The 25,056-nt window shown below is 72.4% G+C and carries 22 protein-coding genes; 14 read left to right on the plus strand and 8 right to left on the minus strand.

The features are described from left to right. The 5 genes from R7226_RS24365 to R7226_RS24385 form a co-directional block, all read right to left on the minus strand. Window positions 1–198: hypothetical protein (locus R7226_RS24365; RefSeq protein ID WP_318599968.1), on the minus strand; the 198-nt coding region annotated here is incomplete at its 3' end. 82 nt (window positions 199–280) lie between these two features. Then, the gene (locus tag R7226_RS24370; RefSeq protein WP_318599969.1) at window positions 281–1,075 is read right to left on the minus strand and encodes a lipoate--protein ligase family protein; all 795 of its coding nucleotides are present in this window, start codon (window positions 1,073–1,075) and stop codon (window positions 281–283) included. Further along, window positions 1,062–2,141 carry a 3-deoxy-7-phosphoheptulonate synthase gene (locus R7226_RS24375; protein WP_318599970.1) on the minus strand — a complete coding sequence of 360 codons (1,080 nt, stop codon included), beginning with the start codon at window positions 2,139–2,141 and terminating at the stop codon, window positions 1,062–1,064. Before R7226_RS24375 ends, R7226_RS24370 begins: the two co-directional genes overlap by 14 nt. Continuing rightward, on the minus strand, window positions 2,138–3,091 hold the full coding sequence (locus R7226_RS24380; protein ID WP_318599971.1) for an acyl-CoA desaturase: 954 nt from the start codon (window positions 3,089–3,091) through the stop codon (window positions 2,138–2,140). The genes R7226_RS24375 and R7226_RS24380 overlap by 4 nt, the downstream gene beginning before the upstream one ends. Window positions 3,092–3,148: 57 nt before the next feature. Next, a complete protein-coding gene (locus R7226_RS24385; protein WP_318599972.1) occupies window positions 3,149–4,084 on the minus strand; it encodes a LysR family transcriptional regulator in 936 nt (311 codons plus the stop codon). A gap of 136 nt (window positions 4,085–4,220) precedes the next feature. Between R7226_RS24385 and R7226_RS24390 the strand changes: the two genes are divergently transcribed. Genes R7226_RS24390 through R7226_RS24445 form a run of 12 tightly spaced genes read left to right on the plus strand, consistent with a single transcriptional unit; the run spans window position 4,221 to window position 17,105 of the window. Then, a complete protein-coding gene (locus R7226_RS24390; protein WP_318599973.1) occupies window positions 4,221–5,351 on the plus strand; it encodes a class II histone deacetylase in 1,131 nt (376 codons plus the stop codon). A 17-nt stretch (window positions 5,352–5,368) separates the two neighbouring features. Next, complete coding sequence (locus tag R7226_RS24395; RefSeq protein WP_318599974.1) at window positions 5,369–6,220, plus strand: fumarylacetoacetate hydrolase family protein; 852 nt, start codon at window positions 5,369–5,371, stop codon at window positions 6,218–6,220. Next, window positions 6,217–6,405, plus strand: a complete 189-nt coding sequence (locus R7226_RS24400; RefSeq protein ID WP_318599975.1) for a ferredoxin — start codon at window positions 6,217–6,219, stop codon at window positions 6,403–6,405. Before R7226_RS24395 ends, R7226_RS24400 begins: the two co-directional genes overlap by 4 nt. Window positions 6,406–6,415: 10 nt before the next feature. Next, window positions 6,416–7,705, plus strand: coding sequence for an NAD(P)/FAD-dependent oxidoreductase (locus R7226_RS24405; protein WP_318599976.1), 1,290 nt, complete (start codon window positions 6,416–6,418; stop codon window positions 7,703–7,705). Beyond that, window positions 7,702–8,376, plus strand: a complete 675-nt coding sequence (locus R7226_RS24410; protein ID WP_318599977.1) for a type 1 glutamine amidotransferase — start codon at window positions 7,702–7,704, stop codon at window positions 8,374–8,376. Before R7226_RS24405 ends, R7226_RS24410 begins: the two co-directional genes overlap by 4 nt. A gap of 17 nt (window positions 8,377–8,393) precedes the next feature. Then, complete coding sequence (locus R7226_RS24415) at window positions 8,394–9,743, plus strand: glutamine synthetase family protein (protein ID WP_318599978.1); 1,350 nt, start codon at window positions 8,394–8,396, stop codon at window positions 9,741–9,743. Between the two features lie 19 nt (window positions 9,744–9,762). Then, window positions 9,763–10,992, plus strand: coding sequence for a cytochrome P450 (locus tag R7226_RS24420; RefSeq protein ID WP_318599979.1), 1,230 nt, complete (start codon window positions 9,763–9,765; stop codon window positions 10,990–10,992). Continuing rightward, entirely contained in the window at window positions 10,989–11,948 is a 960-nt protein-coding gene (locus R7226_RS24425) for a VOC family protein (RefSeq protein ID WP_318599980.1), read from the plus strand. The genes R7226_RS24420 and R7226_RS24425 overlap by 4 nt, the downstream gene beginning before the upstream one ends. 8 nt (window positions 11,949–11,956) lie before the next feature. Further along, window positions 11,957–12,787 (plus strand): acetoacetate decarboxylase family protein, encoded by an 831-nt coding sequence (locus R7226_RS24430; protein WP_318599982.1) that lies wholly within the window; start codon window positions 11,957–11,959, stop codon window positions 12,785–12,787. Next, window positions 12,784–14,259 (plus strand): aldehyde dehydrogenase, encoded by a 1,476-nt coding sequence (locus R7226_RS24435; protein ID WP_318599983.1) that lies wholly within the window; start codon window positions 12,784–12,786, stop codon window positions 14,257–14,259. Before R7226_RS24430 ends, R7226_RS24435 begins: the two co-directional genes overlap by 4 nt. Further along, window positions 14,256–15,536: an ArgE/DapE family deacylase gene (locus tag R7226_RS24440; RefSeq protein WP_318599984.1), complete on the plus strand. Its 1,281-nt coding sequence runs from the start codon at window positions 14,256–14,258 to the stop codon at window positions 15,534–15,536. The genes R7226_RS24435 and R7226_RS24440 overlap by 4 nt, the downstream gene beginning before the upstream one ends. 30 nt (window positions 15,537–15,566) lie before the next feature. Then, window positions 15,567–17,105, plus strand: coding sequence for an APC family permease (locus R7226_RS24445; protein ID WP_318599985.1), 1,539 nt, complete (start codon window positions 15,567–15,569; stop codon window positions 17,103–17,105). A 63-nt stretch (window positions 17,106–17,168) separates the two neighbouring features. Here the strand turns inward: R7226_RS24445 and R7226_RS24450 are convergent, their stop codons facing one another. After that, window positions 17,169–19,325 carry an MMPL family transporter gene (locus tag R7226_RS24450; protein WP_318599986.1) on the minus strand — a complete coding sequence of 719 codons (2,157 nt, stop codon included), beginning with the start codon at window positions 19,323–19,325 and terminating at the stop codon, window positions 17,169–17,171. Window positions 19,326–19,501: 176 nt separating this feature from the next. Here R7226_RS24450 and R7226_RS24455 point away from each other — a divergent pair, with 176 nt between their 5' ends. Next, window positions 19,502–20,242, plus strand: a complete 741-nt coding sequence (locus R7226_RS24455; RefSeq protein ID WP_318599987.1) for a TetR/AcrR family transcriptional regulator — start codon at window positions 19,502–19,504, stop codon at window positions 20,240–20,242. A gap of 44 nt (window positions 20,243–20,286) precedes the next feature. Here R7226_RS24455 and R7226_RS24460 read toward each other — a convergent pair whose 3' ends face one another. Further along, window positions 20,287–21,480: an acetate/propionate family kinase gene (locus tag R7226_RS24460; RefSeq protein WP_318599988.1), complete on the minus strand. Its 1,194-nt coding sequence runs from the start codon at window positions 21,478–21,480 to the stop codon at window positions 20,287–20,289. Beyond that, window positions 21,443–23,821: a phosphoketolase family protein gene (locus tag R7226_RS24465; protein ID WP_318599989.1), complete on the minus strand. Its 2,379-nt coding sequence runs from the start codon at window positions 23,819–23,821 to the stop codon at window positions 21,443–21,445. The genes R7226_RS24460 and R7226_RS24465 overlap by 38 nt, the downstream gene beginning before the upstream one ends. A gap of 217 nt (window positions 23,822–24,038) precedes the next feature. On the opposite strand from R7226_RS24465, the gene R7226_RS24470 reads away from it, so the two are divergent. Further along, the coding region (locus R7226_RS24470) for a cation transporter (RefSeq protein ID WP_318599990.1) at window positions 24,039–25,056 on the plus strand (1,018 nt) is incomplete at its 3' end.

The raw sequence follows: 25,056 nt of genomic DNA on the forward strand, positions 1-25,056 counted from the left end.
CGGCGGCGCGGCCGCGGCCTGCGCGCGGGCGGCCGGTGTCGCGAGCGCGCCGCGCCCGAGCAGCAGCAGCGGCGCCCCCGCCGCGGCGACCTGGAACAGCTGGCGGCGCGAGAGCCCGTGCTCGCGCTGCAGCCGATGCGCGAGCTGCTCCGCGCGATCGGCGTCGTAGTCGGCTTCGTCGTTTCCCCGTCGGTGCATGAAGTTCCCCTTTCCAGGGCGACTATGCAGTAAACCGACCGGTGAGGTCAAGTTTATGGTGCGGTCGCCGGGCGCAGCGCGCTCAGTCGACCGCGTGCCGCTCGCGCAGACGCTGAGCGGCGGCGAGCGTGGGAGCGTCGAGCGCGACGTCGGCGACGGGGCCGCGCGACGCCAGTTCGTTGCGCAGCGCCTGCGCGACCGCCTCGACGTTCACGCCCGGGACGAGGTCCTCGACGGCGCCGACGGTCGCGGGGTCCAGCGGCAGGCCCAGCTCGGCGTGGACCGCTTCGAGCACCGCGCGTGCGCGCGCGCCGTCGCTGACGATCAACAGGCCCTCGGTCCACGTCGCGTCCCTGCGCACGCGCTGCGAGAGGCCCGACAGCTTGATCCCGCCCGCGTGCAGGCTCCAGTCGCCGGGGCAGTACTCGTCCGGCAGCTGGCCGCGCTCGACGACGACGCCGACGCGCGCGAGCGCGCCGCGGACCAGCTCGGCGAGCCATTCGAAGCGCGCGGAGGTTGTCGACTCGGGATCGGCCGGCGCGGCGATCCCGAACGAGATCGCCCCCTCGTGGATCGCGGCGGCACGGCCGCCGCCGACCCGCAGCGTCGGCGCGAAGCCGTGGTCGCGCGCGGCCTGCGCGGCGGCGGCGAAGCCGGGCAGGATGCGGTCGAGCCGGCCGAAGGAGACCGTCGGCGCCGGGCGGCCGAGGCGGAAGGCCGGCGCCGCCGCGAGCGCGGCCGTCTCCAGCAGCGCCGAGCCGAGCGCGACGTCGAGCACGGGATCGTGCGCGAGCGAGGCGGTCAGCAGGCGGGTGGGGGCGGGCGGCGCGTCGCGCGCGGGCGCGCCGGCCTCGCGGGACGCCTCAGGCGCCGCCACGCCGGGCTCGCACCGCGGCGGCGAGCCCGTCGAGCACGTCGACCGTCGTCTCCCAGTCGATGCACTTGTCCGTGATCGACTGTCCGTAGGTGAGGCCGTCGCGGCCGTTGCTGACGCTCTGGTTGCCGGCCAGCAGGAACGACTCCAGCATCACGCCGACGATCGCGCGGTTGCCCGCCGCGACCTGGTCGCCGATCGCGCGCGCGACGAGCGGCTGGCGCTCGTGGTCCTTGGCGCTGTTGTCGTGCGAGGCGTCGACGATCACGCGCTCGGCGAGGCTGGCGGCGGCCATCCGCGACAGCGCGTCGGCGACCGAGTCCTGGTCGTAGTTCGGCACGCCGCGGCCACCGCGCAGGATGATGTGACCGTCCGGGTTGCCGCGCGTCGTGAAGACGGCCGGCATGCCCGACTCCTCGACGCCGGCGAAGGTGTGCGGCGCGGCTGCCGCGCGGACGGCGTCGACCGCAACGCCGACGTCGCCGTCGGTGCGGTTCTTGAAGCCGATCGGCATCGACAGGCCCGAGGCGAGCTGGCGGTGCGTCTGGCTCTCGGTCGTGCGCGCGCCGATCGCGCCCCACGCGACCGTGTCGGCGATGTACTGCGGGATGATCGGGTCGAGGAACTCGCAGCCGACCGGCAGCCCCAGCTCCAGCACCTGCAGCAGCAGGCCGCGCGCCAGTCTCAGGCCGGTGTTGACGTCGTTGGAGCCGTCGAGGTGCGGGTCGTTGATCAGACCCTTCCAGCCGGTCGTCGTGCGCGGCTTCTCGAAGTAGACGCGCATCGCGACGAGCAGGTCGCCTCTCAGCTCCGTCGCGCGCTCGGCGAGCCGTCTGGCGTAGTCGAGCGCCGCCTCCGGGTCGTGCACGCTGCACGGCCCGACGACGACGAGCAGGCGGTCGTCGCTGCGGTCGAGCACGCGCGTGACGTCGGCGCGGCCGGCCAGCACGACGTCGGCCTGTCTGTCCGACAACGGCTGCTGGTGGAGCATCAGCGCCGGCGTCGCCAGCGGGATGACATGGGCGATGCGCTGGTCGCGCAGTTCTTCTTGGCGGCGGGTGATGCTCACTCGAGCGAGGATACCTGGACGCGCTTGGCGTCGAGCTTCGGTGGGTCGACGCGGACGACGTCCCATGCGAGGCCGGTCTTCTCCAGCAGCGTGATGACGGCGGCCGAGAGGTCGAGCTGGAAGCGGTCGACGCCGTGGCGCGCCGAGGTGGGGAAGGCGTGGTGGGCGTTGTGCCACGCCTCGCCGAAGGTGAACGGCGCCAGCCACGCGACGTTGCGCGACTCGTCGCCGGTCTCGAACGGCTTGCGGCCGAAGAAGTGGCAGAGCGAGTTGATCGAGTAGGTCGCGTGGTGCAGCAGCAGCGTCCGCACCAGCCCGCCCCACAGCATCCCGGTGAGGCCGGCCTGCCACGACAGGCCGCCGAGCAGGAAGCCGAGCGCGAAGGCGATCAGGAAGCCGCCTATCGCCCAGAAGATGAAGGTGCGGTCGACCCACGCGACGACCGGATCTCTCATCAGGTCGGGCGCGTACCGTCTCTTGTTGCCGCGGTGGGTGTGGACGAACAGCCAGCCGACGTGCGCGTGCGCCAGACCGCGCAGCGCCCCTCTCCAGCCGTGACCGTGCTCGACGTGCGGGCTGTGCGGATCGCCGTACTGGTCGGAGAAGGCGTGGTGCTTGCGATGGTCGGCGACCCACGAGATGACCGGCCCCTCGATCGCGATCGAGCCGAGCGCGGCGAAGACGCCGCGAACGGCCGGCGAGGTCTTGAACGAGCGGTGCGTGAAGAGGCGGTGGAAGCCGACGGTGATGCCGAGACCGGTGGCGACGTACATGATCGCCAGCACGGCGAGGTCGCTCCAGCCGAGCGCGACCGCCCACAGCTGCCAGCCGACGAGGCCGAGCGCGAGCACCGGGACGATCGTGACGAGGCCGGTGATGATGCGGTCACGCGTCTCGTTCTCGACCGGCTGGACGTCGTCCTCGGTGGGCCCGGCCACGGGGCCCGTCACGGCACCATCCACAGCACACCCCCGAAACTCGGCGCTTTGCGAAGTCGTCAGGGCATCCTAACTCAGCTGCGCGGACCCCTCGCCGGTATGGGCGTGCAGCTCACGTTGGCTGACACGCTGGGCGGTGCGCACGAAGGCGTCGACGAGCGGCTCGGTCGCGTCGCGGCGGCGCACGACCGCGAGCGTCGCGAAGCGCGCCTCGACCAGCGGCACGAATCTGATCCCCGGCCACGGGTAGTAGCGGCTGATCAGCGTCGGCGCCGTGTCGATCCCCTGCCCCTGCGCGATCAGGTGCAGCCACTCCTCCAGCGTGTCCGCGGTGCGCGCGTTGACCTCCGGCCGGTGGCCCAGCTCCTCGGTCAGCAGCCAGAAGTCCCTCCACGTCTGCGAGACGGCGGCGGAGTGGCTGATGAAGGTCTCCCCGGCGAGGTCCTCGGGCGTCAGCTCGGCGCGGTTGGCGAGCGGGTGCGAGCTGGCCATCACGACGTTGCGCTGCTCCTCGACGAGCGGCACGACCTCGAGCTCGGCCAGCTCCGCCTCGTCGTAGGGCATGTAGATGAAGGCGACGTCGGCGCGCGCCTGCGCGAGGCTCTCGCTGATCGTCGCGAAGTCGAACGCGTGGACCTCGATCTGCGCGCTCGGGCGCTCGTTCTTCAGCTCGTCGACGACGACGCTCAGCAGCTCGCCGGGGACGGCGCCCATGCAGCCGACCGACAGCGTCTCGGCTTCGCGGGCGGCGAGCGCGCGCGTCTCGGCGAGCACGCGGTCGGCGCTCTCCAGCAGCTCGCGCGCCCGCGGCAGCAGCGCGGTGCCGACGCGCGTCAGCTCGACGCGGCGGTTGGCGCGCGTGAACAGCGGCGCGCCGACCTCGCGCTCCAGCGCGACGATCTGGGCGCTCAACGCCGACTGGGCGAGATGGAGCCGTGACGCGGCGCGCGTGAAGTGCAACTCCTCCGCGACGGCGACGAAATAACGCAGCTGACGCAAGTCCACACAACGATCATCGCATGCCGCGATCAGTCCATCGCAAAACCATGTTGTGACCGTGAACCGTTGAGCGCACCATGCCTGCATCAGAGGCCGAGCGGTGTTGGAGAGCGCCGCCGGCCACGACGGAGAGTGAGTGGTGATGCAGACCGGATTCGTGTGGCACGAGCGCTACATGTGGCACAACACCGGCCGCGCGAGCGGGCCGTTCCTGTCGGACGCCTCCGGGTGGATGGAGCCCGACATCCGCCACACGGAGAACTCGGACACGAAGCGCCGCTTCCGCAACCTGCTCGACGTCTCCGGCCTGCTCGACCAGCTCGTCCCGATCGCGCCGCGCGCGGCGACCGTCGAGGAGCTGACGCGCTTTCACACGGCGGCGTACGTCGAGCACGTGCGCGAGCTGTCGGCCGGCGCCGGCGGCGAGGGCGTCGACGGCACGACCGTGATCGGCAAGGGCACCTACGAGGTCGCGCTGCTGTCGGCCGGCGGCGTGATCGAGGCGGTCGACGCCGTCCTCGACGGCACCGTCGACAACGCCTACGCGCTCGTGCGCCCCTGCGGCCACCACGCGCTGCCCGACGCCGCGATGGGCTTCTGCATCTTCGGCAACGTCGCGATCGCCGCGCACCACGCGCGCGTCGTGCGCGGCCTGCGGCGGGTCGCGATCGTCGACTGGGACGTCCACCACGGCAACGGCACGCAGGCCGGCTTCTACGACGACCCCAACGTGCTGACGATCTCGCTGCACCAGGACAGCTGCTTCCCGCCCGAGTCGGGGCCGCTGGAGGAGACCGGCGAGGGCGCGGGGGAGGGCTTCAACCTCAACGTGCCGCTGCCGCCCGGCTCCGGCGACGGCGCCTACGAGGCCGCCTTCGAGCAGCTCGTGATCCCGGCGCTCGAACGGTTCCAACCTGAATTGATCCTCGTCGCCTCCGGCCTGGATGCGAGCGCGATGGACCCGCTCGGGCGGATGATGGTCTCGCCGAAGGGCTACGGCCGCCTCGCCGAGCTGCTGCTCGACGCCGCCGCGCGGCTCTGCGACGGCCGCGTCGTGATGGCGCACGAGGGCGGCTACTCGGCCGAGCTGGTGCCGTTCTGCGGGCTGGCGATCGTGGAGAGACTGGCCGGCGTCGAGACGGAGGTGCGCGACACGATCCTCCAGCTCTTCCCGGAGCACATGGGCCAGCAGCAACTGCAGCCGCACGAGCAGGCGCTGATCGAGCGCGTCGCGGCGGTGGCTGGACTGGGCCGCCAGGCCGCACAGGCATAGGAGAGGTGAATTCGCAGATGGGAAGAGTCCGCATCGCCGACGGCGAGACGGCGCGCTGGGGCGTGGTCGAGGGCGAGCAGGTCGTGCTCGACGACGGCACGCGCCTGGCCGAGGCCGAGGTCACCTACCTCGCGCCGGTGCAGCCGTCGAAGGTGATCGCCGTCCACCTCACCTACCGCAGCCGGATCGAGGAGTACGCGGCGCGCACGCCCGCCTACCCGTCGTACTTCATGAAGCCGCCGACGACGCTGAACGGACATCGTGGTCAGCTGAGACGGCCGGCGGGGACGGAGTTCCTCAACTACGAGGGCGAGCTGGCCGTCGTGATCGGCAGACGGATGCACGGCGTCGCGCAGGACGACGCGCTCGATTACGTCGCGGGCTACGCGGTCGCCAACGACGTCGGCCTGCACGACTTCCGCCACGCCGACCGCGGCTCGATGCTGCGCGTCAAGGGCCAGGACGGCTTCCTGCCGCTCTCCCCGACGGTCGTCCCGGCCGCCGACTTCGACCCGACCAGCTACGAGCTGCGCACGCTGCTCAACGGCGAGGTCGTGCAGCGCGCGACGGCGCAGGACCTGATCTGGGGCGTCGCCTACCAGCTCGCCGACCTGTCGCGGCTGATCACGCTGGAGCCGGGCGACGTGGTCCTGACCGGCACGCCGGCCAACTCGCGCCCGATGGCGGTCGGCGACGTCGTCGCCGTCGAGATCGACGGGCTCGGCCGCGTCGAGAGCACGGTCGTCGAGTGGGAGGTCGATCTGAGCGAGGCCGGCGACCAGCCGGAGACCTCGCCGAACACGCTGCACGTCGCGCTCGCCGTCTCCGAGGAGGAGGCCGAGCGGATGGTCGAGAGGAGCAAGGCATGAAGGTCCACGTCGACATGAACCTCTGTCAGGCGCACGGCGAGTGCGTCTTCGCCGCGCCGGACGTCTTCGAGCTGCACGACGACGACTCGCTGACGTGGGTCGAGGAGGTCGGCGAGGACAGACGCGCCGAGGTCGAGCAGGCGGTTCAGGTCTGTCCGATGATGGCGATCAAGCTCGAGGGCTGAGGGCTTCGCGATGCGGATCGTCGTCGTCGGAGCGTCGTTGGCCGGGCTGCGCGCCGCGCAGGCGCTGCGCGCCGCCGGCCACGCGGACGAGGTCGTCGTGATCGGCGACGAGGCGCGCGCGCCGTACACGCGGCCGCCGCTGTCGAAGGAGCTGCTGGCCGGCGCGCACACGGTCGAGCAGTGCGACTTCCCCAGCGACGAGGTCGACGTCAGCTGGCGGCTCGGCGCCGCCGCCGCCGGGCTCGACCGCGCCGCTCGCGAGGTCGTGCTCGCCGACGGCGAGCGCGTCGCCTACGACCGCCTCATCGTCGCGACCGGCTGTCGCGCGCGCACCTGGAACGGACCGGGCGCCGAGCTGGACGGGCTGCACACGCTGCGCGACCTCGACGACGCGTTGAAGCTGCGCGCCGCGCTGACCGATGGCACGCCGCGCGTCGCGGTCGTCGGCGCCGGCTTCGTCGGCGCCGAGGTCGCCTCGACCGCGCGCAGACTCGGCCTCGACGTGACGCTGGTCGACGTCGCGCCGCACCCGCTGCTGCCGCTCGGCCCGCTGCTCGGCGGCCGCTGCGCCGACATGCACCGGGAGGAGGGCGTGACGGTGAAGCTGGCGACCGGGGTGCAGGGCTTCCGGGGGAGGGGCGCCGCCGGCACCGGCGGCGCAGCGGACCGCGTCCCCGCGGCCGGCGAGCACGACCGCGTCGCGGCGGTCGTGCTCGCGGACGGCTCCGAGGTCGCGGCCGACGTCGTCGTCGTCGCGCTCGGCGCGATCCCCAACACCGAGTGGCTCGCCGGCAGCGGCCTGACGCTCGACCCCGGCCTCGTCTGCGACGCGACGCTGACCTCGCTCGACGACCCCGACGTGCTCGGCGCCGGTGACGTCGTCTCGTGGCCGCACCCGCTCGCGGCCGGCGAGACGATCCGTGTCGAGCACTGGACCAACGCCGCTGAGCAGGGCGCCGCCGCCGCGCGCAACGCGCTCGCGCCGCCGGCCGAGCGCACGCCGTACGCCGCCGCGCCGTACTTCTGGAGCGACCAGTACGACGTCAAGATCCAGGCGGTCGGGCTGCCCGGCCGCGCCGAGCGGGTCGAGCTGGTCGAGCAGTCGCCGGAGGGCGACCGGCTCGTCGCCGTCGGCGTGCGAGACGGGCGCGTCGTCGCCGCGATCGCCTTCAACGCCGTGCGACGGCTCGCCTGGTACCGCCGCCAGCTCGCCGACCCGCCGCGCGTGGACGAGCTGCGCGAGGCGGTCGCCGCGGATTCGAGATCCCTTGGGATGCCGCCGGCCGAGGTCGTCTCGTGAGCGAGCCCGCCCTGATCCTCCAGCACGGCGACTGGGGACCCCCGGGTCTGCTGGCCGACTGGCTGCGGCAGCGGGCGATCCCGTTCGAGATCCACCGCACCTGGCTCGGCCGGCCGTGGCCGGCTGTCGAAGGGCGCGCGTTCGTCGCCTCGCTCGGCTCGCCGCACAGCCCGCTCGACGCCGAGCGCGAGCCGGAGGTCGCGCAGGAGCTGGAGCTGCTGCGCGACTGCGTCGTGCGCGACGTGCCGGTGCTCGGCCTCTGCTTCGGCGGCCAGATGCTCGCGACCGCGCTCGGCGGCACCGTCGAGCAGGCCGACCGGCCCGAGGTCGGCTGGCACGAGGTCACGAGCGCGGACGCCGAGCAGATCCCCGCCGGGCCCTGGCTGCAATGGCACTACTGCCGCTTCACGACGCCGCCGCACGCGACGGCGCTCGCCAGCAGCGCCAGCGGCCCCCAGGCATTCCGTCACGGGCGCCATCTCGGCGTCCAGTTCCACCCCGAGTCGACGATCGAGATCGTGCGCGACTGGGCCGTCACCGACCAGGAGCGGCTCGACCGCCTCGGGCTCGGCGACGGCGAGGCGCTGCTCGACGCCGGCAACGGCCATGCCGCGGCAGCGGTGAGCGCCGCCTTCCAGCTGTTCGACGCGTTCTGGGAACGGGCGCGCTGATGAATCAGGAGAGAGAGATGGCAACGCAGGTGAGAAGCGTGAACGGCCTGCCGGAGCTGCGCGGGACGACCGGCCCGATCACGACCGTGCGGGTGCTGTACTCCGACCTGCACGGGGTCGCGCGCGGCAAGGACGTGCCGGTGCAGGAGTTCGACCGCGTCGCCGAGTCCGGTCTCGGCTTCTGCGCCGCGGTGATGGGCACCGACCTCGCGCACACGCCGGTCGTCGGCGGCGAGGAGGGCTACCCCGACCTCGTCGCCAAGCCCGACCTCTCGACGCTCGTGTCGCTGCCGTGGGAGCCAGGCGTCGCCTGCTGCCTCGCCGATCTGCACCCGGTCCACGGCGGCCCCCCGCCGGCCGACGCGCGCGGCTCGGTGCGCGACGCCGTCGCCGTCTTCGAGGAGCTGGGCTTCGCGCCGGTCGTCGCGCCGGAGCTGGAGTTCTTCCTCTGCGACCTCGACCCCGACGCGCCCGGCGGCATCAGACGCCGCGTCGACCGGCTGAGCATGGTCTACACGGTCGGCCCGCAGGTCGACCCGGGCGGGATCGTGCGCAAGCTGACCGAGGACCTCGCCTCGATCGGCCTCGGCGCCTTCGCCGTCAACCACGAGTTCATGAACTCGCAGTACGAGATCAACCAGCACCATGCCGACGCCCTGACCGCCGCCGACAACGCCTTCCGCCTGAAGGCCGCCGTCAAGGACGTCGCCGCGCTCAACGGGCTGGTCGCGACCTTCATGGGCAAGCCGTTCAACGACCAGGGCGGCTCCGGCACGCACGTGCACGTGTCGCTGGAGCAGGATGGCGTCAACGTCTTCGACGCGCCCGGCGCCGCCGACGAGGTCTCCGACACGCTGCGTCACTTCGTCGCGGGCGTGCTCGCGCACGCGCCGGCGCTGATGGCGCTGCTGAACCCGACGATCAACAGCTACCGCCGGCTGGTGCCCGACTCGCTCGCGCCGACGCACGCCAACTGGGGCCACGACAACCGCTCGACGTTCGTGCGGATCCCGGCCGAGCGCGGCCGCGCGACGCGCGTCGAGGTGCGCGTCGGCGACGGCGCCGCCAACCCCTACCTCGCCGTCTCGGCGCTGCTGCAGGCCGGCGCGCACGGCGTGCGCGAGCGGCTGGAGCCGCCGGCGCCGCTGAGCGGCGACGCCTACCACGCGGAGGAGGCCGTCATCGGCGCGCCGCTGCCGCGCACGCTGGAGGCGTCGCTCGACGCGCTGGAACAGGACACGGTCCTGCGCGCCGCGCTCGGCGAGCCGATCGTCGCCACCTTCCTCGCGATGAAGCGCTTCGAGGTCGAGCGCCACCGGAGCCACGTCTCCGACTGGGAGCTGGCCGAGTACGTGCACCACGTCTGAACACCGGGAGATCAACGCCATGCCGACACTCGAGAAGATCGACCTCGCCGACCACGACCTGTTCGTCGACCGCGTCCCCTACGAGGCGTTAGCGACGCTGCGGCGCGAGGACCCGGTCCACTGGAACCCCGAGGCCGAGGGCACCGGCTTCTGGGCGGTCACCCGCTACGACGACATCCGCGAGGTCCACCGCCAGCCGGAGATCTTCTCCTCGGAGATCGGCGGCACGTCGCTGGAGGACCTCGAGCCCGAGCACGTCGAGTCGCGCAAGTCGATGATCGACATGGACCCGCCGCGCCACGACGTGCTGCGCGGGCTGATCAACCGCCGCTTCACGCCGCGCGCGGTGCAGGTCTGGAACGAGCAGGTCCGCCGCGTCACCAACGAGGTGATCGACGCCGCCTTCGCGCAGGGGCCGGAGTTCGACTTCGTCAGAGAGATCTCGTCCGAGGTGCCGATGCAGGTCTTCGCCGAGATCCTCGGCGTGCCGCAGGAGGAGCGCCGCGAGATCATCGAGATCGGCGACCGTCTGCTCGGCAACGCCGACCCGGAGTTCGCCAGCGACGTGCCCGACGACGACTCGCACCGGCACCTGCCGTTCTCCTCCCCGGCGGCGCTGGAGATGTTCGCCTTCGGGCGGCGGCTGGCCGACGCGCGCCGCGCCGATCCGCGCGACGACATCATCAGCCAGCTCGTCGAGGCCAACCTGACGCAGCAGGAGTTCGACGTCTACTTCGTGCTGCTGGCGACCGCCGGCAACGAGACGACGCGCCACACGATCTCGCACGGCCTCGACGCGCTGCTGCACCACCCCGAGCAGCTCGAGCGGCTGCGGCGCGAGCCGTCGCCGGAGCTGTTCAGAACGATGGCCGACGAGATGCTGCGGTGGGCGACGCCGGTCCATCACTTCCGCCGCACCGCGGCGGTCGACACGGAGCTGAACGGGACCGCGATCAAGGCCGGCGACAAGGTCACGACCTGGTTCGTCTCCGGCAACCGCGACGAGTCGGTCTTCGACGATCCGGAGACCTTCGACGTCGGCCGCACGCCCAACCGCCACATGGCCTTCGGCCCCGGCGGCGTCCACCACTGCCTCGGCTCCCACCTCGCGAAGATGGAGATCGGAATCGTCTTCGAGGAGCTGCTGCCGCGCGTCGCGAGCATCGAGCAGAGCGGCCCGGTGCAGCGGCTGCGCTCGAACTTCTTCAACGGCATCAAGCGGATGCCGGTGCGGGTGGTGCCGGCATGATCGCGCTGCACCGGATCGACCACGTCGCGCTGCGCGTCGCGGATCTGGACGAGGCGGCGCGGCGCTGGGCGCTGCAGTTCGGGCTGACCGAGCGGGCGCGCTCGGGTGGGCGCGTCGCGTTGTCGTGCGACGACGAGCCGGTGGCGCTGGAACTGCTGGCGGCCGCCGACGACGGGCCCGGTTTGGACCACGTCGGCTGGGAGCTGGCGCGCGGCTGCACGCTCGACGACGCCGCGGCGCACCTCGCCGCGCAGGGCGTCGCCTGCGAGCGCGGCCGCGACGACGCCGGCGGCGACTGCCTGCTGCTGGCCGACCTGGAGGGCAACGCGCTGCAGCTGCTGCCCTACCGCGAGCCGGCCAGCCGGCTGACCTCCTTCGCCCGCCCGGCCGGTGAGCTGCCGGTCGGTCATCCGCGCAAGCTCGGCCACGTCAACTTCCTCACCGCCCGGATCCACGACCAGGTCGCCTTCTACCGCGACGCGCTCGGGATGGGGATGACCGACTGGCTCGGCGACGGCGGCGCCTGGCTGCACGTCAACGCCGACCACCACGGGATGGCGCTGGTCGACAAGGGCTACAGCCACTTCCACCACCTCGCCTTCGACGTCGTCGACATCGGCCAGATGCGCGCCGCGCTCGACCACCTTGGTCGCCACGGCCGCTGGCTCGGCTGGGGGCCGACGCGCCACGGCGTCGGCGGCAACATCGCCTCCTACGTGCGGATCGTCGAGGAGGAGTGCTTCGTCGAGCTGTACTGCGACATGGAGATCCTCGGCCACGACCACGTCGCGCGCGAGTGGCCCGACGACCGCTACTCCTCCAACACCTGGGGCCCGCTGCCGCCGCGCTCCTACTTCCGCTTCGACGCCGCCGCGGTCGCCTCCGAGCGCGAGTCGCTCGAAGCGCTCGGCACGCCGCTGCCGCCGCTCCCTGCTCCGACCTCGCTCACCACGTAAGGACCGTCATGTCGCTCCACGGCTACTCGCTCCCCCGCTCGCCCCGCGGCGAGGCCAACCTCGTCCCGCCACCGCCGTGGCACTACGTCGGCGACTTCCTCGTGATCGACTACTGGGCCGACCCGGAGGCCGTCGCGGCGGTGCTGCCCGAGGGGCTGGAGCCGCACCCCGACGGCGCCGGCCGCTGCGCGGCGCTGTTCGTCGACTGGCAGTCGTGCACGAGCGGCGGCGAGGAGCTGGTCGACCCCGCGCGCTCGCAGTACAAGGAGTTCTTCCTCGTCGTCAACGCCCAGCTCGACGGCGAGGACGTGACGACCTGCCCGTTCATCTGGGTCGACCAGGACTTCGCGCTCGCGCGCGGCTGGATCCAGGGCTTCCCGAAGAAGCTCGGCGACATCTGGATCACGCGCGACTTCGGGCTGCCGTCGGCGGCCGCGCCGGGACTGGCGCCCGGCTCGCGCTTCGGCGGCACCGCCTCCGCGCGCGGGCGGCGGCTGGCGGAGGGGCGGATCACGCTGACCGGCGAGAGTGACAGCGGCGCCCAGCACAACGACGCGCCGCTGGTCAACACGCGCTTCTTCCCGCGCCTGGCCGCCGGCCGCCACGACGACCCGGCCGTGCACGAGCTGGTGCGCGCGAAGTCGTACGACCGCTCTATCTCGACCGTCTGGGAGGGCGACGCCGAGCTGGAGCTGTTCGCCGCGCCCGGCGAGGAGCACACGCTCCTCACGCCGACCAGAGTCGGGAAGGGCTACCGCTTCACCTTCGCCTATTCGATCGACGACCTCGAATCGGTGGCGGACTTCACCGCCTCAGCGGCGACTGGAGCGTCGTCGTGACCGCGCTGGCGGGCAGCGCCACGCCGACGCGGGCGACGGTCGCCGGCGTCGAGGTCCCGACCGACCACTTCATCGGCGGCGAGTGGGTCGCCAGTGAGACGCGCTTCGACGTGATCTCGCCGATCGACCAGTCCGTCATCGCGCAGGTCTCGCGCGCGGGGGCGGAGGAGGTCGACCGCGCGGTGCGCGCCGCTGACGCCGCCTTCCCGGCCTGGGCCGCGCTCGGCCCCGCCGGCCGCGCGCAGCACCTGCACCGGCTCGCCGACGCGATCGAGGCCAACGTCGACCGCCTCGCCGCCGTCGAGTGCGCCGACATGGCGATGCTGCTGGAGTCGCTGCGGCTGCGCGTGATCGCGCGCGGTGCGCTCAACTACCGCTCCTACGCCGACCTCGCCGCGCAGTATGAGGAGCGCGACTGGCACTCGAAGGGCACCTGGAACCGCGTCCAGCGGATGCCGGCCGGTCCGGCCGCGGTGATCACGCCGTGGAACGCGCCGTTCATGCTCTCGACGTGGAAGACGGCGCCGGCGCTGGCGGCCGGCTGCACGGTCGTGCTGAAGCCGGCCGAGTGGTCGCCGCTGGCCTGTGCGCTGCTGGGCGAGCTGGCGTCGGAGGCCGGGCTGCCGGCGGGCGTCCTCAACATCGTGCAGGGGATCGGCGAGGAGGCCGGCGCCGCGCTCGTCGCGCATCCGCTGATCCGCCGCGTCTCCTTCACCGGCTCGCCCGACGCCGCCCGCCAGATCGGCGTCAGCGCCGCCAAGAACCTCGTCCCGTTCACCGGCGAGCTGGGCGGCAAGGGGCCGCTGATCGTCTTCGACGACGCCGACCTCGATGCCGCCGCGAAGAAGGCCGCCGGCCAGTACGACGACTCCGGCCAGGTCTGCCTCGCGGGCACGCGGCTGCTCGTGCAGGAGTCTGTCCGCGACGCCTTCCTGGAGCGCTTCCACACGCACCTCGCCGCGCACCGGCTCGGCGACCCGCGCGAGTCCGACACGACGATCTCGCCGCTTATCCACCCCGACCACCTCGCGCGCGTCGAGGCGTTCGTCGAGCGGGCGCGCGCGGCCGGCGACACGGTCGTGCTCGGCGGCGAGCGGGCCGGTGGCCTGCACTACGCGCCGACGTTGATCGAGCCGCGCTCCAACGACAGCGAGATCGTCCAGCGCGAGGTCTTCGGGCCGGTGCTGACGCTGCAGACGTTCGCTGACGAGGAGGGGGCGATCGCGCTCGCCAACGGCACGCAGTACGGCCTGTCCGGGATCGTCTACACGTCGTCGATGGGTCGCGCCGACCGCATCGGCCGCGCGATCCGCGCCGGCGTCGTGTGGGTCAACACCTTCCTCGTGCGCGATCTGACGGCGCCGTTCGGCGGCGTTGGGATCTCCGGGATCGGGCGCGAGGGCGGCGACTACGCGCTCGACTTCTACAGCGACCTGAAGACGCTCCAGATCCTCGACGGAAGCGTGCGGTGAGCCTGACCCACGCCGACATCGGCGCCGCCGTCGCGGCCGAGCGCGGATGGATGGAGGAGCTGCTCGTGCGGCTCGTCGAGGCGCCGACGACGCTCGGCGACGAGGAGCCCGGCCAGGCGATCATGGCGGCGGCGTTCGCCGACTGCGGGCTGGAGCCGATCTCGGTCCCGCTCGACGCGGACGCCCTGCGCGCCGATCCCGGCCACTCGCCGTTCTCGTGGAGCGTCGAGGGGAAGCGCAACGTGGTGGCCAGATGGAAGGGGAGTGGCGGCGGCCGCTCCCTGATCCTCAACGGCCACGTCGACGTGGTGCCGCCGGCGAGCGCCGCGCTGTGGAGCAGCCCGCCGTTCAGCGCCCGCCGCGACGGCGACTGGCTCTACGGCCGCGGCGCCGGCGACATGAAGGCCGGCCTCGTCGCGATGACCGGCGCGATCCGCGCGCTGCGAAGGGCCGGCGTCGAGCTGGCCGGCGACGTGCAGCTGCAGTCGGTCGTGGAGGAGGAGTGCACCGGCAACGGCGCGCTCCAGCTGCTGCTCGACGGCCACACCGCCGACGCCTGCGTGATCACCGAGCCCCATCCTGACCACTTCACGGTCGCGCAGGTCGGCGTGCTGTGGTTCCACGTCGAGATCCGCGGCATCCCCGCGCACGCGGCGCGCGCCGCGACGCTCGGCTTCAACGCGATCGACGCGGCGTACACGGTGCTCGCCGCGCTGCGCGAGCTGGAGGCGGAGGCGAACGTCAGCCCGCCGCCGCCCTACGACGGCTTCGAGCACCCGATCAATCTCAACCCGGGGATCGTCGCCGGTGGCGACTGGACCTCGACCGTCGCGGCGGAGTGCACGCTCTCCTGCCGCCTCGGGCTCTACCCCGGCGAGGCGCCGGCCGCCGCGAGACGACGCGTGGAGGACGCGATCGCCCGTGCAGCCGCCGCCGACCCGAACCTGCGCGACCATCCGCCGGTCGTGCGCTACGACGGCTTCGCCTGCGAGGGCGCCGTCGTCGCGCACGAGGAACCGGTCGTGCAGGAGCTGTCCGCCGCCTACGCGCAGGTGCATGGAGAGGCACCGCGCCTGGAGGCGACGACCGCGACGACGGACGCGCGGCACTTCGTCCGTCACGGCATCCCAGCCGTCTGCTTCGGCCCGCGCGCGGAGCGCATCCACGGCATCGACGAGCGCGTCTCGCTCTCGTCGCTGGCGGAGGTCGCCCGCGTGCTGGCCGCATTCGTCCCGATGTGGTGCGGGACGGTCAACGAGGAGGGCGCCGGCGCCTGAGCGCGCCGCCGTCACAAGGAGAGGTGAGTCATGTCGATCGCTGAGACGTCGTCGTCAGCAGCAACCCCGGCGCAGCCCGGTGGAGGGCGCCTGCACCGGCGCTCGTTGGGCACGTGGGACCTGGTCTTCTTCATCGTCGCCGCCTCGGCGCCGCTGACCGCCGTCGCCGGCGGCCAGGCGGCGACGTACCTGGTGACCGGGAACATGGGCATCCCGTTCCTGTTCATCCCGCTCGCGGCGGTGCTCGGCACCTTCGCCGTCGGGTACGCCGCGATGAGCCACTACGTCGCCGATGCAGGCGCCTTCTACACGTACGTCGCTCGAGGTCTCGGCCGAATCCCGGCCGTCGGCGCGGCATTCGTCGCGCTCGTCTCCTACAACGCGATGCAGATGGGGATCTACGGCCTCTTCGGGGTCGCCTTCGGCGCCTTCATGGCCGACAAGGTCGGGATCACGATGGAGTGGTACTGGTGGTGCCTGGTCGGCGGCGGGATCGTCGCCGTGCTCGGCGTGCTGCAGGTCGACCTCAACGCGCGCGTGCTGGCGGTGCTGCTGATCCTCGAGGTCGTCGTCGTGGCGATCTTCGACTTCGCGATCCTCGCCGACCCCGGCCCGCAGGGGCTGACCTTCGAGGGCTTCAACCCGAGCACGGCGACCGGCACCGCGCTCGGCGCCGCGCTGACGTTCTGCGTCGCGTCGTTCGTCGGCTTCGAGTCGGCGGCGATCTACTCGGAGGAGTGCAAGGACCCGAAGAAGACGGTCGCGCGCGCGACGCTGATCGGCGTCGCGATCATCGCCGGCTTCTACGCGATCTCCTCGTGGTTGCTGGCCGACTCGATCGGCCCCGACAACATCGTCAACCCCGAGGCGCTGATGAGACTCGGCTTCACGACGCCCGACGGCGCCGCGCCCGACCCGACGACGGTGCTGATAGGCGCCGGCACCGATCGCCTCGGCGCCTTCTGGGGCGACAGCGCGCAACTGCTGTTCGCGACCTCGCTGTTCGCCGCCGTGCTCGCCTTCCACAACGCCGTCGCGCGCTACTTCTTCGCGCTCGGCCGCGAGGGCGTCTTCCCGTCGGTCTTCGCCCGCGTCAGCGGCCGCACCGGCGCGCCGTACGCCGGCTCGATCGCGCAGAGCGCGCTGGCGCTGATCGTCGTCGGCTGGTTCGCGATCGCCGGCAAGGACCCGGTCCTGCACCTCTTCACCTGGTTGACCAACCTCGGCGCGCTCGGCGTGCTGCTGCTGATGGCGGTGACCTCGTTCGCCGTCGTCGCCTTCTTCGTCAAGCGCTCCGAGCTGGACGTCAGCGTCTGGCGCTCGCGCGTCGCGCCGGGCGTCGCGGGCGTGCTGCTGGTCGTGATCCTGATCCTCGGCCTGTCGAACTTCAACGTGCTGATCACGAGCGCGATCGACGCGCCGACCGACGACATGACGATCGTGCTGCCGGCGATCCTGTTCGGCGGCGGCCTGCTCGGCCTGCTCGTCGGCGCCTGGCTGAAGTCGGCCAAGCCGCAGGTCTACGCGCAGATCGGCGAGCCGAGCCCAGAGGAGCGGCAGGGCTCCTGAAACACGACCGCCCCGCCAGGCGCAGGGCCTGACGGGGCGGGAGTCGCCGCAGCTGTCGACGGACTAGGAGACCTTCTCCGTCTCGCCGGTCTGCTGCTTGATCGCGGCTTCCAGCTCTTCTTCGGTCTGCACGCCGACATCGTGGCCGTCGAGCGAGATGTTCGGGATTATGCGATCCATCCAGGCCGGCATCCACCATGCCTTGTCGCCGAGCAGCGTCACGACCGCGGGTGCGATCACGAGCCGCACGAACAGCACGTCGAGCAGGATCGCGAAGCCGAGGCCGACGCCGAACATCTTCGAGATCGTGTCCGACGTCAGGACGAACGCGAGGAAGACGGACGCCATGATCAAGCCGGCGAACAGGATCACCTTGCCGATTCGCGCGACGCCGTGCACGACGCTGTCGCGCGGTCCGTCGCCGCCTTGGTACGCCTCACGCACGCGGGAGAGCAGGAAGACGTTGTAGTCCATGCTCAACCCGAACAGGATCGCGAACAGCATCACCGGGAAGAACGAGATGATCGGCACGTCGGACTCGGCGCCGATCAGGCTCGCGCCCCAGCCCTTCTGAAAGACGAGCGTGGTGACGCCGAACGCGGCGCCGACCGACAGCAGGTTGAAGACCGCCGAGATGAGCGGGATCCACAGCGAGCGGAACGCCGCCATCAGCAGCAGCACCGACAGGCCGATCACGATCGCGATGAACACCGGCAGCCGTGAGGAGACCTTCGCGGAGAAGTCCTGGAAGCTGGCGGTCTGCCCGCCGACGTAGACGTTCAGCGACGTCCCCGCGACGGCGGCCGGGATCGTGCTGTCGCGCAGCCGGTCGACGAGGGCGGTCGTGCGCTCGTCCTGCGGCGCCGTCTTCGGCGTCACGAAGATCGTCGAGATCGCGCCGTCTCTCGACGCCGACGCCGGCGAGACGCTCTCGATGTCGGGATCGGATCTGAGGTCGCCCTCGAGTCTCGTGAGCGCGCCTCTGACGTCCTCACCTCTCGGCGTCTCGACCGTGACGAACAGCGGACCGCTGAAGCCTGCGCCGAACGCAGCGTTGAGCTGGTCGTACGCCTTGCGCTGCGTGTTCTTCGCCGGCTGGTTGCCGTCGTCGGGCTGGCCGAGGCGCATGTCGAGCGTCGGGAACGCGAGCGCGAGCATCAGAATGCCGGCGAGGCCGATCGAGACGTACGGGCGCTTCGTGACCAGCGTGCCCCAGCGAGCGAGCGCCGCGGAGGGCAGCACGTGCTCGGGCTTCTTCGGTCTGAGCCGCTTCTTGAGCCCGCCGATCATCGCGGGCAGCACGGTCAGCGACGAGACGACGACGCACGCCACACCGATCGCGGCCGCTATGCCGAGCGCGCCGATCAGCGGGATGCCGATCGCGAGCAGGCCGCCGAGCGCGACGATCACGATCACGCCGGCGGCGACCACGGAGGCGCCGGAGGTCGCGGCCGACTTCGCCGACGCGTCCTCGGGCGAATCGCCCGCCGCGACCTGTTCGCGGTAACGGCCGATGATCAGGAGCGAGTAGTCGATGCCGGCGCCGAGGCCGAGCATTATCGCGATCGTCGCCGCGAACTCGGGCAGGCCGAGCGGCTTGGCGAGGATCGCGAGCAGCAGCTGTCCTGTCATCACGCCGATCAGCGCGCCGATCAGGGTCGCCGCCATCGCTGCGCCGGAACGGAACAGCAGCGTCAGCAGCACGATCGCGATCGCGACGCCGATCAGCTCGCCGACCGGCGCGTCCTGCTGCGCGGCGAGGTCGGGAACCTGCCCGCGCATCTGCACCTCGACGCCGTCTCTCTCGGCGGCGTCGCGGACGGTCGTCTCGAACTTCTCCGCGTCCTCTCTCTCCAGCTCCGTCGCCTCGACGTCCCAGCGCACGTCGGTCGTCGCGAGCCGGCCGTCTCTCGACGTCTGCTCGAACGGGTCGCCGACCTCGGAGACGCCGTTCAGTCTTCTGACGTCGGCGAGCGCGCTCTCGATCGCGGCTCTGCGCGCGGGATCGCTGATCGAGCCGTCGTTGACGGTGAAGACGAGCTGCGCGTCGGCGCCGGCAAGCGACGGCGCATGATCGCGGAAGAGGTCCGTCGCCTTCTGCGACTCGGCCCCCGGGATCTTGAAGTCGTCGACGGGCGTCTCAGCGGTGCTGGACAGGAAGACGAGCGCGACGATCACGAGCAGCGCGCCGGCGAGGCTGCGCTTCCAGTGGGTTGTCATTGCACGCGCTATGCGTGCGAGGAAGGACGACATTCCGTCTCCTGAGAGGGTCGGTGGCGGAGGGCGCGCCAGAAGCGCCGGCGGACGGTATCACAGAGCGTGTAAAATTGCAGGTGATGCAACTTTGCTTCGTCCGAAGAAGTGCATGACATGCGGTTTGCGGTTAGGCTGACCTCATGAGCGCGCCTGAGAGCGACGGCGAGCAGCAGCCGCTGGCGGCCGTCGAGCCGCTGCACGTGCCCGCCTGCATCCCGCCCTCCGAACGCCCCGGACTGCGCGAGCGCAAGAAGCTGCGCACCTACGAGACGATCGCCCAGGTGGCGCTCGACCTGTTCGACAGACAGGGCTTCCGCGCGACGACGATCGCGCAGATCGCCGAGGCCGCCGACGTCTCCCCGCGCACCGTCTCGGCGTACTTCCCGGCGAAGGAGGACCTGCTCTTCCCGCACACCGAGGAGATGTTCGGCATCCTCGCCGACCGCCTGCGCGACCGGCCTGCGGGCCAGTTCGCGACCGAGGCGCTGCGGCTCTGGATCGGCGAGTTGTTCGACACCAACGCGTCGAAGCTCGAGCATGAGCGCGAGCGCATGCGCCGCCGCGTGATCGACGCCGACGAGGCGCTGCTCGCCTATGAGCGGCAGCAGATGGGCAAGGGGGAGCGGCTCTTCGCGCACGCGATCGCGCGCGACCTCGGCACTGAGCCCGACGACGTCGCCGCCCAGCTCGCCGCGGCCGCCGCCGTCGGCGCGCTCGCCGCGATCGGCCGCGTCCACGACGAGCAGGAGCGCGAGTTCACCGATCCCGAGAAGCATCGCGACGCCGCGCTCGCGCTCGTCGACCAGGCGATCGTCTTCCTCAGCGGCGGCATCCGCGAGCTGCGCGCCCAGCGCGGCGACCCGCCGCTGCAGGCGGCCTAGCCTCACTCCAGCAGCCCCGCCGTCTCCCGCGCGCAGGCGCCAGGTCACGGCGTCGCGCGGGAGAGCAGCTCGGCTGTCTGTCGCCCGATGACGTATTCCTCGCGCGCGCGGAGGGTCAGGACGCGGATTCTCGCCCCCTCCGGCGACAGCTCGCGGTCGGCCGGACCGTCACCGCCGCTCGCCGCCGCGTTGCGCGCCGGGTCGAGCGCGACGCCGAGATGCGCCAGCCGCTGCGTCACCTCCGCGCGCAGCACGTCCGAGTGCTCGCCGATCCCGGCGCTGAAGACGAGCGCGTCGAGGCCGCCGAGCGAGGTCGTCATCGCCGCGACGCTGCCGGCGATCCCGCGCACGAACACGGCGACCGCCAGCGCGGCTCGCTCGTCGCCGTCGTCGTCACGCGCGGCGAGCACCTCGCGCAGGTCGGCCGAGCCTGCGATGCCGAGCAGACCGGCGCGGTGGTTGAGGCCGTCGTCGAGCGCGTCAGCGTCGAGGCCGGCGCGGAGCAGGTGCAGCACGACGCCGGGATCGAGCGCGCCCGAGCGGGTCGCCATCGGCACGCCGTCGAGCGGCGTGAAGCCCATCGAGGTGTCGAGCGAGCGGCCGTCGCGCACGGCGCTGACCGAGCAGCCGCTGCCGAGGTGGCAGACGACCAGCCGCCGCGCGCCGCCTGAGCCGAGCAGCTCGCGCGCTCGCTCCGCGCACCACGAGACGTTGAGACCGTGGAAGCCGAAGCGGCGGATGCCGTGCTCGGCGGCCCACTCGCCGGGGATCGCGTAGGTCGCCGCGGCGGGATCGAGCGTGCGGTGGAAGGCGGTGTCGAAGCAGGCGACCTGCGGCAATCGCGGGAACGCCTCGCGGGCGGCGTCGATCCCCTCGAGCGCCGCGCGGTTGTGCAGCGGCGCGAGCCGCGCGGCCTCCGCGATCCCCGCGCGCACGTCGTCGTCGACCAGCGCCGGCGCCTCGAAGCGATCGCCGCCGTGCACGACGCGATGGCCGATCGCTTCTGCGGCATGCGCGCCCTCGGCGAGCGCGCGCTTCAGCGCCTCTGCGTGCTGGCCGGGCGAGTCGCCGGGCTGCCAGCGTTCTTCGCCCGTGTCGAGCACCGCCGCGTCGGGGTCGTGCGCGTCGCTGTCGAGCAGCGCGTGCTTGAGGCTGCTGGAGCCGGCGTTGACGACGAGCACGCGCACGGCGACCGCGGCGTCAGGCGGCCGGCGCCGGCTCGGTCCAGACCCAGTCACGCACTTCGGGCATGTCCTCCAGATGCTCGCGCACGTAGGCGTGATGGCGCGTCAGCTGCGTCTCGCAGTAGCGCTCCAGCGCGTCGGACCCGGCCGGCACGCGACGCGTTCGCCGCAGCGCGTCGAGCACGAGGTGGTAGCGGCTCATCTCGTTGAGCACGACCATGTCGAACGGCGTCGTCGTCGTGCCCTGCTCGGCGAAGCCGTGGACGTGGAAGCGCGGCGCGCCGGGGCGGCCGTGCAGCAGCTGGTGGAGCGCGCGGGCGTAGCCGTGGAAGGCGGTGATGACCTCGGTCTGCTCGCCGAACAGCGCGACGAAGCGGTCGCGGTCGAAGCCGTGCGGGTGGACGTCCGGCGGGCTCAGCGCCATCAGGTCGACGACGTTGACGACGCGCACGCGCAGCTCCGGCACGTGTGTGCGCAGCAGCCACGCGGCGGCGATCGTCTCCAGTGTCGGCACGTCGCCGATGCAGGCGAGCACGACGTCGGGCTCGTCGCCGGGATGCTCGCTGCCGGCCCACTCCCAGATGCCCGCGCCGGCCGCGCAGTGCGCCTTCGCCTGCTCCAGCGTCAGGTACTGCAGCTCCGGCTGCTTGTCGATCACGATCAGGTTGACGTAGTCGCGGCTGCGCAGGCAGTGGTCGGCGGTCGACAGCAGGCAGTTGGCGTCCGGCGGCAGGTAGACGCGCACGACGTCGCCGCTCATCGAGATCATCGTGTCGATCAGGCCCGGCCCCTGATGGCTGAAGCCGTTGTGGTCGTTGCGCCAGCAGGTCGACGTCAGCAGCACGTTGAGCGAGGCGACCGGCGCGCGCCACTCCAGGCCGCGCGCGGCCTCGAGCCACTTCGTGTGCTGGATCGCCATCGAGGCCGAGACCATCGCGAACGCCTCGTACGTCGCGAACATGCCGTGCCGGCCGGTCAGCAGATAGCCCTCCAGCCAGCCCTGACAGAGGTGCTCGGAGAGGACCTCCATCACGCGCCCGCCGGGCCCGACCGCCTCGTCGTCGGGGCGTGCCTGCTCCAGCTCGCGGTGGGCGACCTCGAAGACGGCGCCGAGCCGGTTGGAGTTGGTCTCGTCGGGACAGAAGAGACGGAAGTCGCGGCTCGTCTCGGTGCGCGAGAAGAGGTCGCGCAGCAGCTCGCCGAGCTTGCGCGTCGACTCCGCTGTGACCGTCGCGGGCGCCGGCACGTCGATCGCGTAGGCGCCGTAGTCGGGCAGGTCGAGCGCCTTCAGCAGCCGGCCGCCGTTGGCGTGCGGGGTCGAGCCGAGGCGGTGGTCGCCGGTCGGCGCGAGCCGCGCGAGCTCGGGGACGAGCGTCCCGTGCTCGTCGAAGCGCTCGTGCGGCCGGTAGCTGCGCATCCACGTTTCCAGCTGCGCGAGGTGGTCGGGGTTGTCACGCACGTTCGCGAGCGGGACCTGGTGGGCGCGGAAGGTGCCCTCGACCTGCTTGCCGTCGACGACCTTCGGGCCGGTCCAGCCCTTCGGCGTGCGCAGGATCAGCGCCGGCCAGCGTGGGCCGGCGGCGCTGGCGGGGCGACCGTGGGCGCCTGCGCGCGCCTCCGCCTGGATCGCGCGGATCGTGTCGTAGGCGGTGTCGAGCGCCTGCGCGAACTGGGCGTGCACCTCGCGCGGGTCGTCGCCGGCGATCTCGACCGGCGCCCAGCCGTGCGCGTGCAGCAGCTCGTGGACGTCCTCGTCGGGGACGCGGCCGAGCACCGTCGGGCCGGAGATCTTCGCCTCGTTGAGGTTGAGGATCGGCAGCACGGCGCCGTCACGGCGCGGGTCGAGGAAGCGCGTGCCCTTCCACGAGCCTTCGAGCGGGCCGGTCTCCGCCTCGCCGTCGCCGACGGTGCACGCGACGATCAGGTCGGGGTTGTCGAACGCGGCACCGAAGGCGTGCACGAGCGCGTAGCCGAGCTCGCCGCCTTCGTGGATCGAGCCCGGCACCGGCACGCTGACGTGGCTGGGGATCCCGCCGGGCGTGGAGAACTGCCGCACGAGCCGCAGCAGCCCGGCCTCGTCGCGCCCGACCTCGGGGTAGACCTCCGACCAGCTGCCTTCGAGGTAGGCGTTGGCGACGATCGCGGGTCCGCCGTGGCCGGGACCGGTGACGTTGAGCAGCTGCGCGTCGGTGCGGCGGATAAGGCGGTTGAGCTGCGCGTAGACGAGGCTGAGGGCGGGCGACGTGCCCCAGTGGCCCAGCAGCCGCGGCTTGATGTGCTCGGCGCGCAGCGGCTCGCGCAGCAGTGGGTTGTCGCGCAGGTAGATCTGCGCCACGGTCAGGTAGTTCGCCGCCTCCCACCAGGCGACGAGTCCGTCCAGCTCGGAGTCGTCCACGGAGGGGAGCCTTCCCCTGGGTTGGGCGGTTGACGCCGGTGGTGGCCAAAAGTTCACGGGTGAGGCGGGGCGGGCGCGCGGTGCGGGCGGCTGCGGGCGCGATGGGCGCGGCGCGGGCACGAGGCGCGGCCGAGCCGTTCGCCAACGAGAACAAGTCCTGATCTGCCGTTCTCTCCGACATCTTGAGATCTGCGCAGATGTCCTTCACTGTGAACGTATGAGCGCGACGACCGTCGAACTCGAACTGGACAGAGGCGCCGCCGGCTGCGGCGACTGCGCCGAGCGCCTGCGCGGCGCGCTCGGCGACCACGACGGCGTGCGCGCCGTCGCCGAGGCCGGCGGCCGGCTGGTCGTGGAGCTGGACGACGAGCGCTGCTCCGGCACCTGCGTCCGCCGCGCACTCGACGACGCCCGCTCACGCCTCGCGCACGACTACGCCCATACGGTCGTCGCGGTCGACGGGATGGACTGCGCCTCCTGCGCCCGCACCGTCTCGGCCGCCGTCGGCCGGCTCGACGGCGTCAGCGGCGTCGAGGTCAGCTTCACGAGCGGGCGGATGCTGGTCGAGCACGCGCCCGGGCAGTTCGACCGCGCGGCGGTCGCGCGGCGGGTGGAACGGCTCGGCTACCACGTCGTCGATGATGCGCTCGGCGGCGGCCTCATGGCCGGCGCAGATCGCGGCGCGGACGGTGGAGTTCGCGGCGCAGATGGCGCAGAGCGCGGCGCGGTCGACGAAAAGCGCGGCGTGCTTGCGCAGATTCGCGCACTCTCGCGCGGCGACCTGCTGACGCTGATCTCGACCGCGCTGCTGCTGGTCGCGGTCGTCGTCGATCTCACCACCGACCTGCCGGCGGCATGGCTGTACGGGGCCGCGGTCCTCGTGGGCATCGGGCCGATCGCGCGCGCCGGCGTCGTCGCGCTCGTGACGACGCGGCGGCCAGAGATCAAGTTCCTGATGACGGTCGCGAGCCTCGGCGCGGTCGCGATCGGTGCCTGGATGGAGGCGGCGCTGGTCGTCGTCCTCTTCTCGATCGGCGAGTGGCTGGAGGGCCGCGCCGTCGCCCGCGCCCGCCGCGAGCTGTCGAGCCTCGTCGCGCTCGCGCCGCAGCGCGCGCGGGTGCGCGTCGAGCACGCGCACGGGGATGCCGCGCACGGTGACACCGCGCCCGGTGCCGCCGCGCGCGCGGCCGGCACCGTGCCGCACGACCACAGCGCCGTCGCGCTGCCGATGGCCG

Origin of the sequence: Conexibacter stalactiti (genome assembly GCF_033542075.1) — a bacterium.
GTDB classification, from domain to species: domain Bacteria; phylum Actinomycetota; class Thermoleophilia; order Solirubrobacterales; family Solirubrobacteraceae; genus Conexibacter; species Conexibacter stalactiti.

Excerpts from the sequence above, each read along its gene's own strand:
- R7226_RS24390 (WP_318599973.1), top strand. The coding sequence starts at position 4,221 with ATGCAGACCGGATTCGTGTGGCACGAGCGCTACATGTGGCACAACACC.
- R7226_RS24395 (WP_318599974.1), top strand. The coding sequence starts at position 5,369 with ATGGGAAGAGTCCGCATCGCCGACGGCGAGACGGCGCGCTGGGGCGTG.
- R7226_RS24400 (WP_318599975.1), top strand. The coding sequence starts at position 6,217 with ATGAAGGTCCACGTCGACATGAACCTCTGTCAGGCGCACGGCGAGTGC.
- R7226_RS24405 (WP_318599976.1), top strand. The coding sequence starts at position 6,416 with ATGCGGATCGTCGTCGTCGGAGCGTCGTTGGCCGGGCTGCGCGCCGCG.
- R7226_RS24415 (WP_318599978.1), top strand. The coding sequence starts at position 8,394 with ATGGCAACGCAGGTGAGAAGCGTGAACGGCCTGCCGGAGCTGCGCGGG.
- R7226_RS24420 (WP_318599979.1), top strand. The coding sequence starts at position 9,763 with ATGCCGACACTCGAGAAGATCGACCTCGCCGACCACGACCTGTTCGTC.
- R7226_RS24425 (WP_318599980.1), top strand. The coding sequence starts at position 10,989 with ATGATCGCGCTGCACCGGATCGACCACGTCGCGCTGCGCGTCGCGGAT.
- R7226_RS24430 (WP_318599982.1), top strand. The coding sequence starts at position 11,957 with ATGTCGCTCCACGGCTACTCGCTCCCCCGCTCGCCCCGCGGCGAGGCC.
- R7226_RS24445 (WP_318599985.1), top strand. The coding sequence starts at position 15,567 with ATGTCGATCGCTGAGACGTCGTCGTCAGCAGCAACCCCGGCGCAGCCC.
- R7226_RS24450 (WP_318599986.1), bottom strand. The coding sequence starts at position 19,325 with ATGACAACCCACTGGAAGCGCAGCCTCGCCGGCGCGCTGCTCGTGATC.
- R7226_RS24455 (WP_318599987.1), top strand. The coding sequence starts at position 19,502 with ATGAGCGCGCCTGAGAGCGACGGCGAGCAGCAGCCGCTGGCGGCCGTC.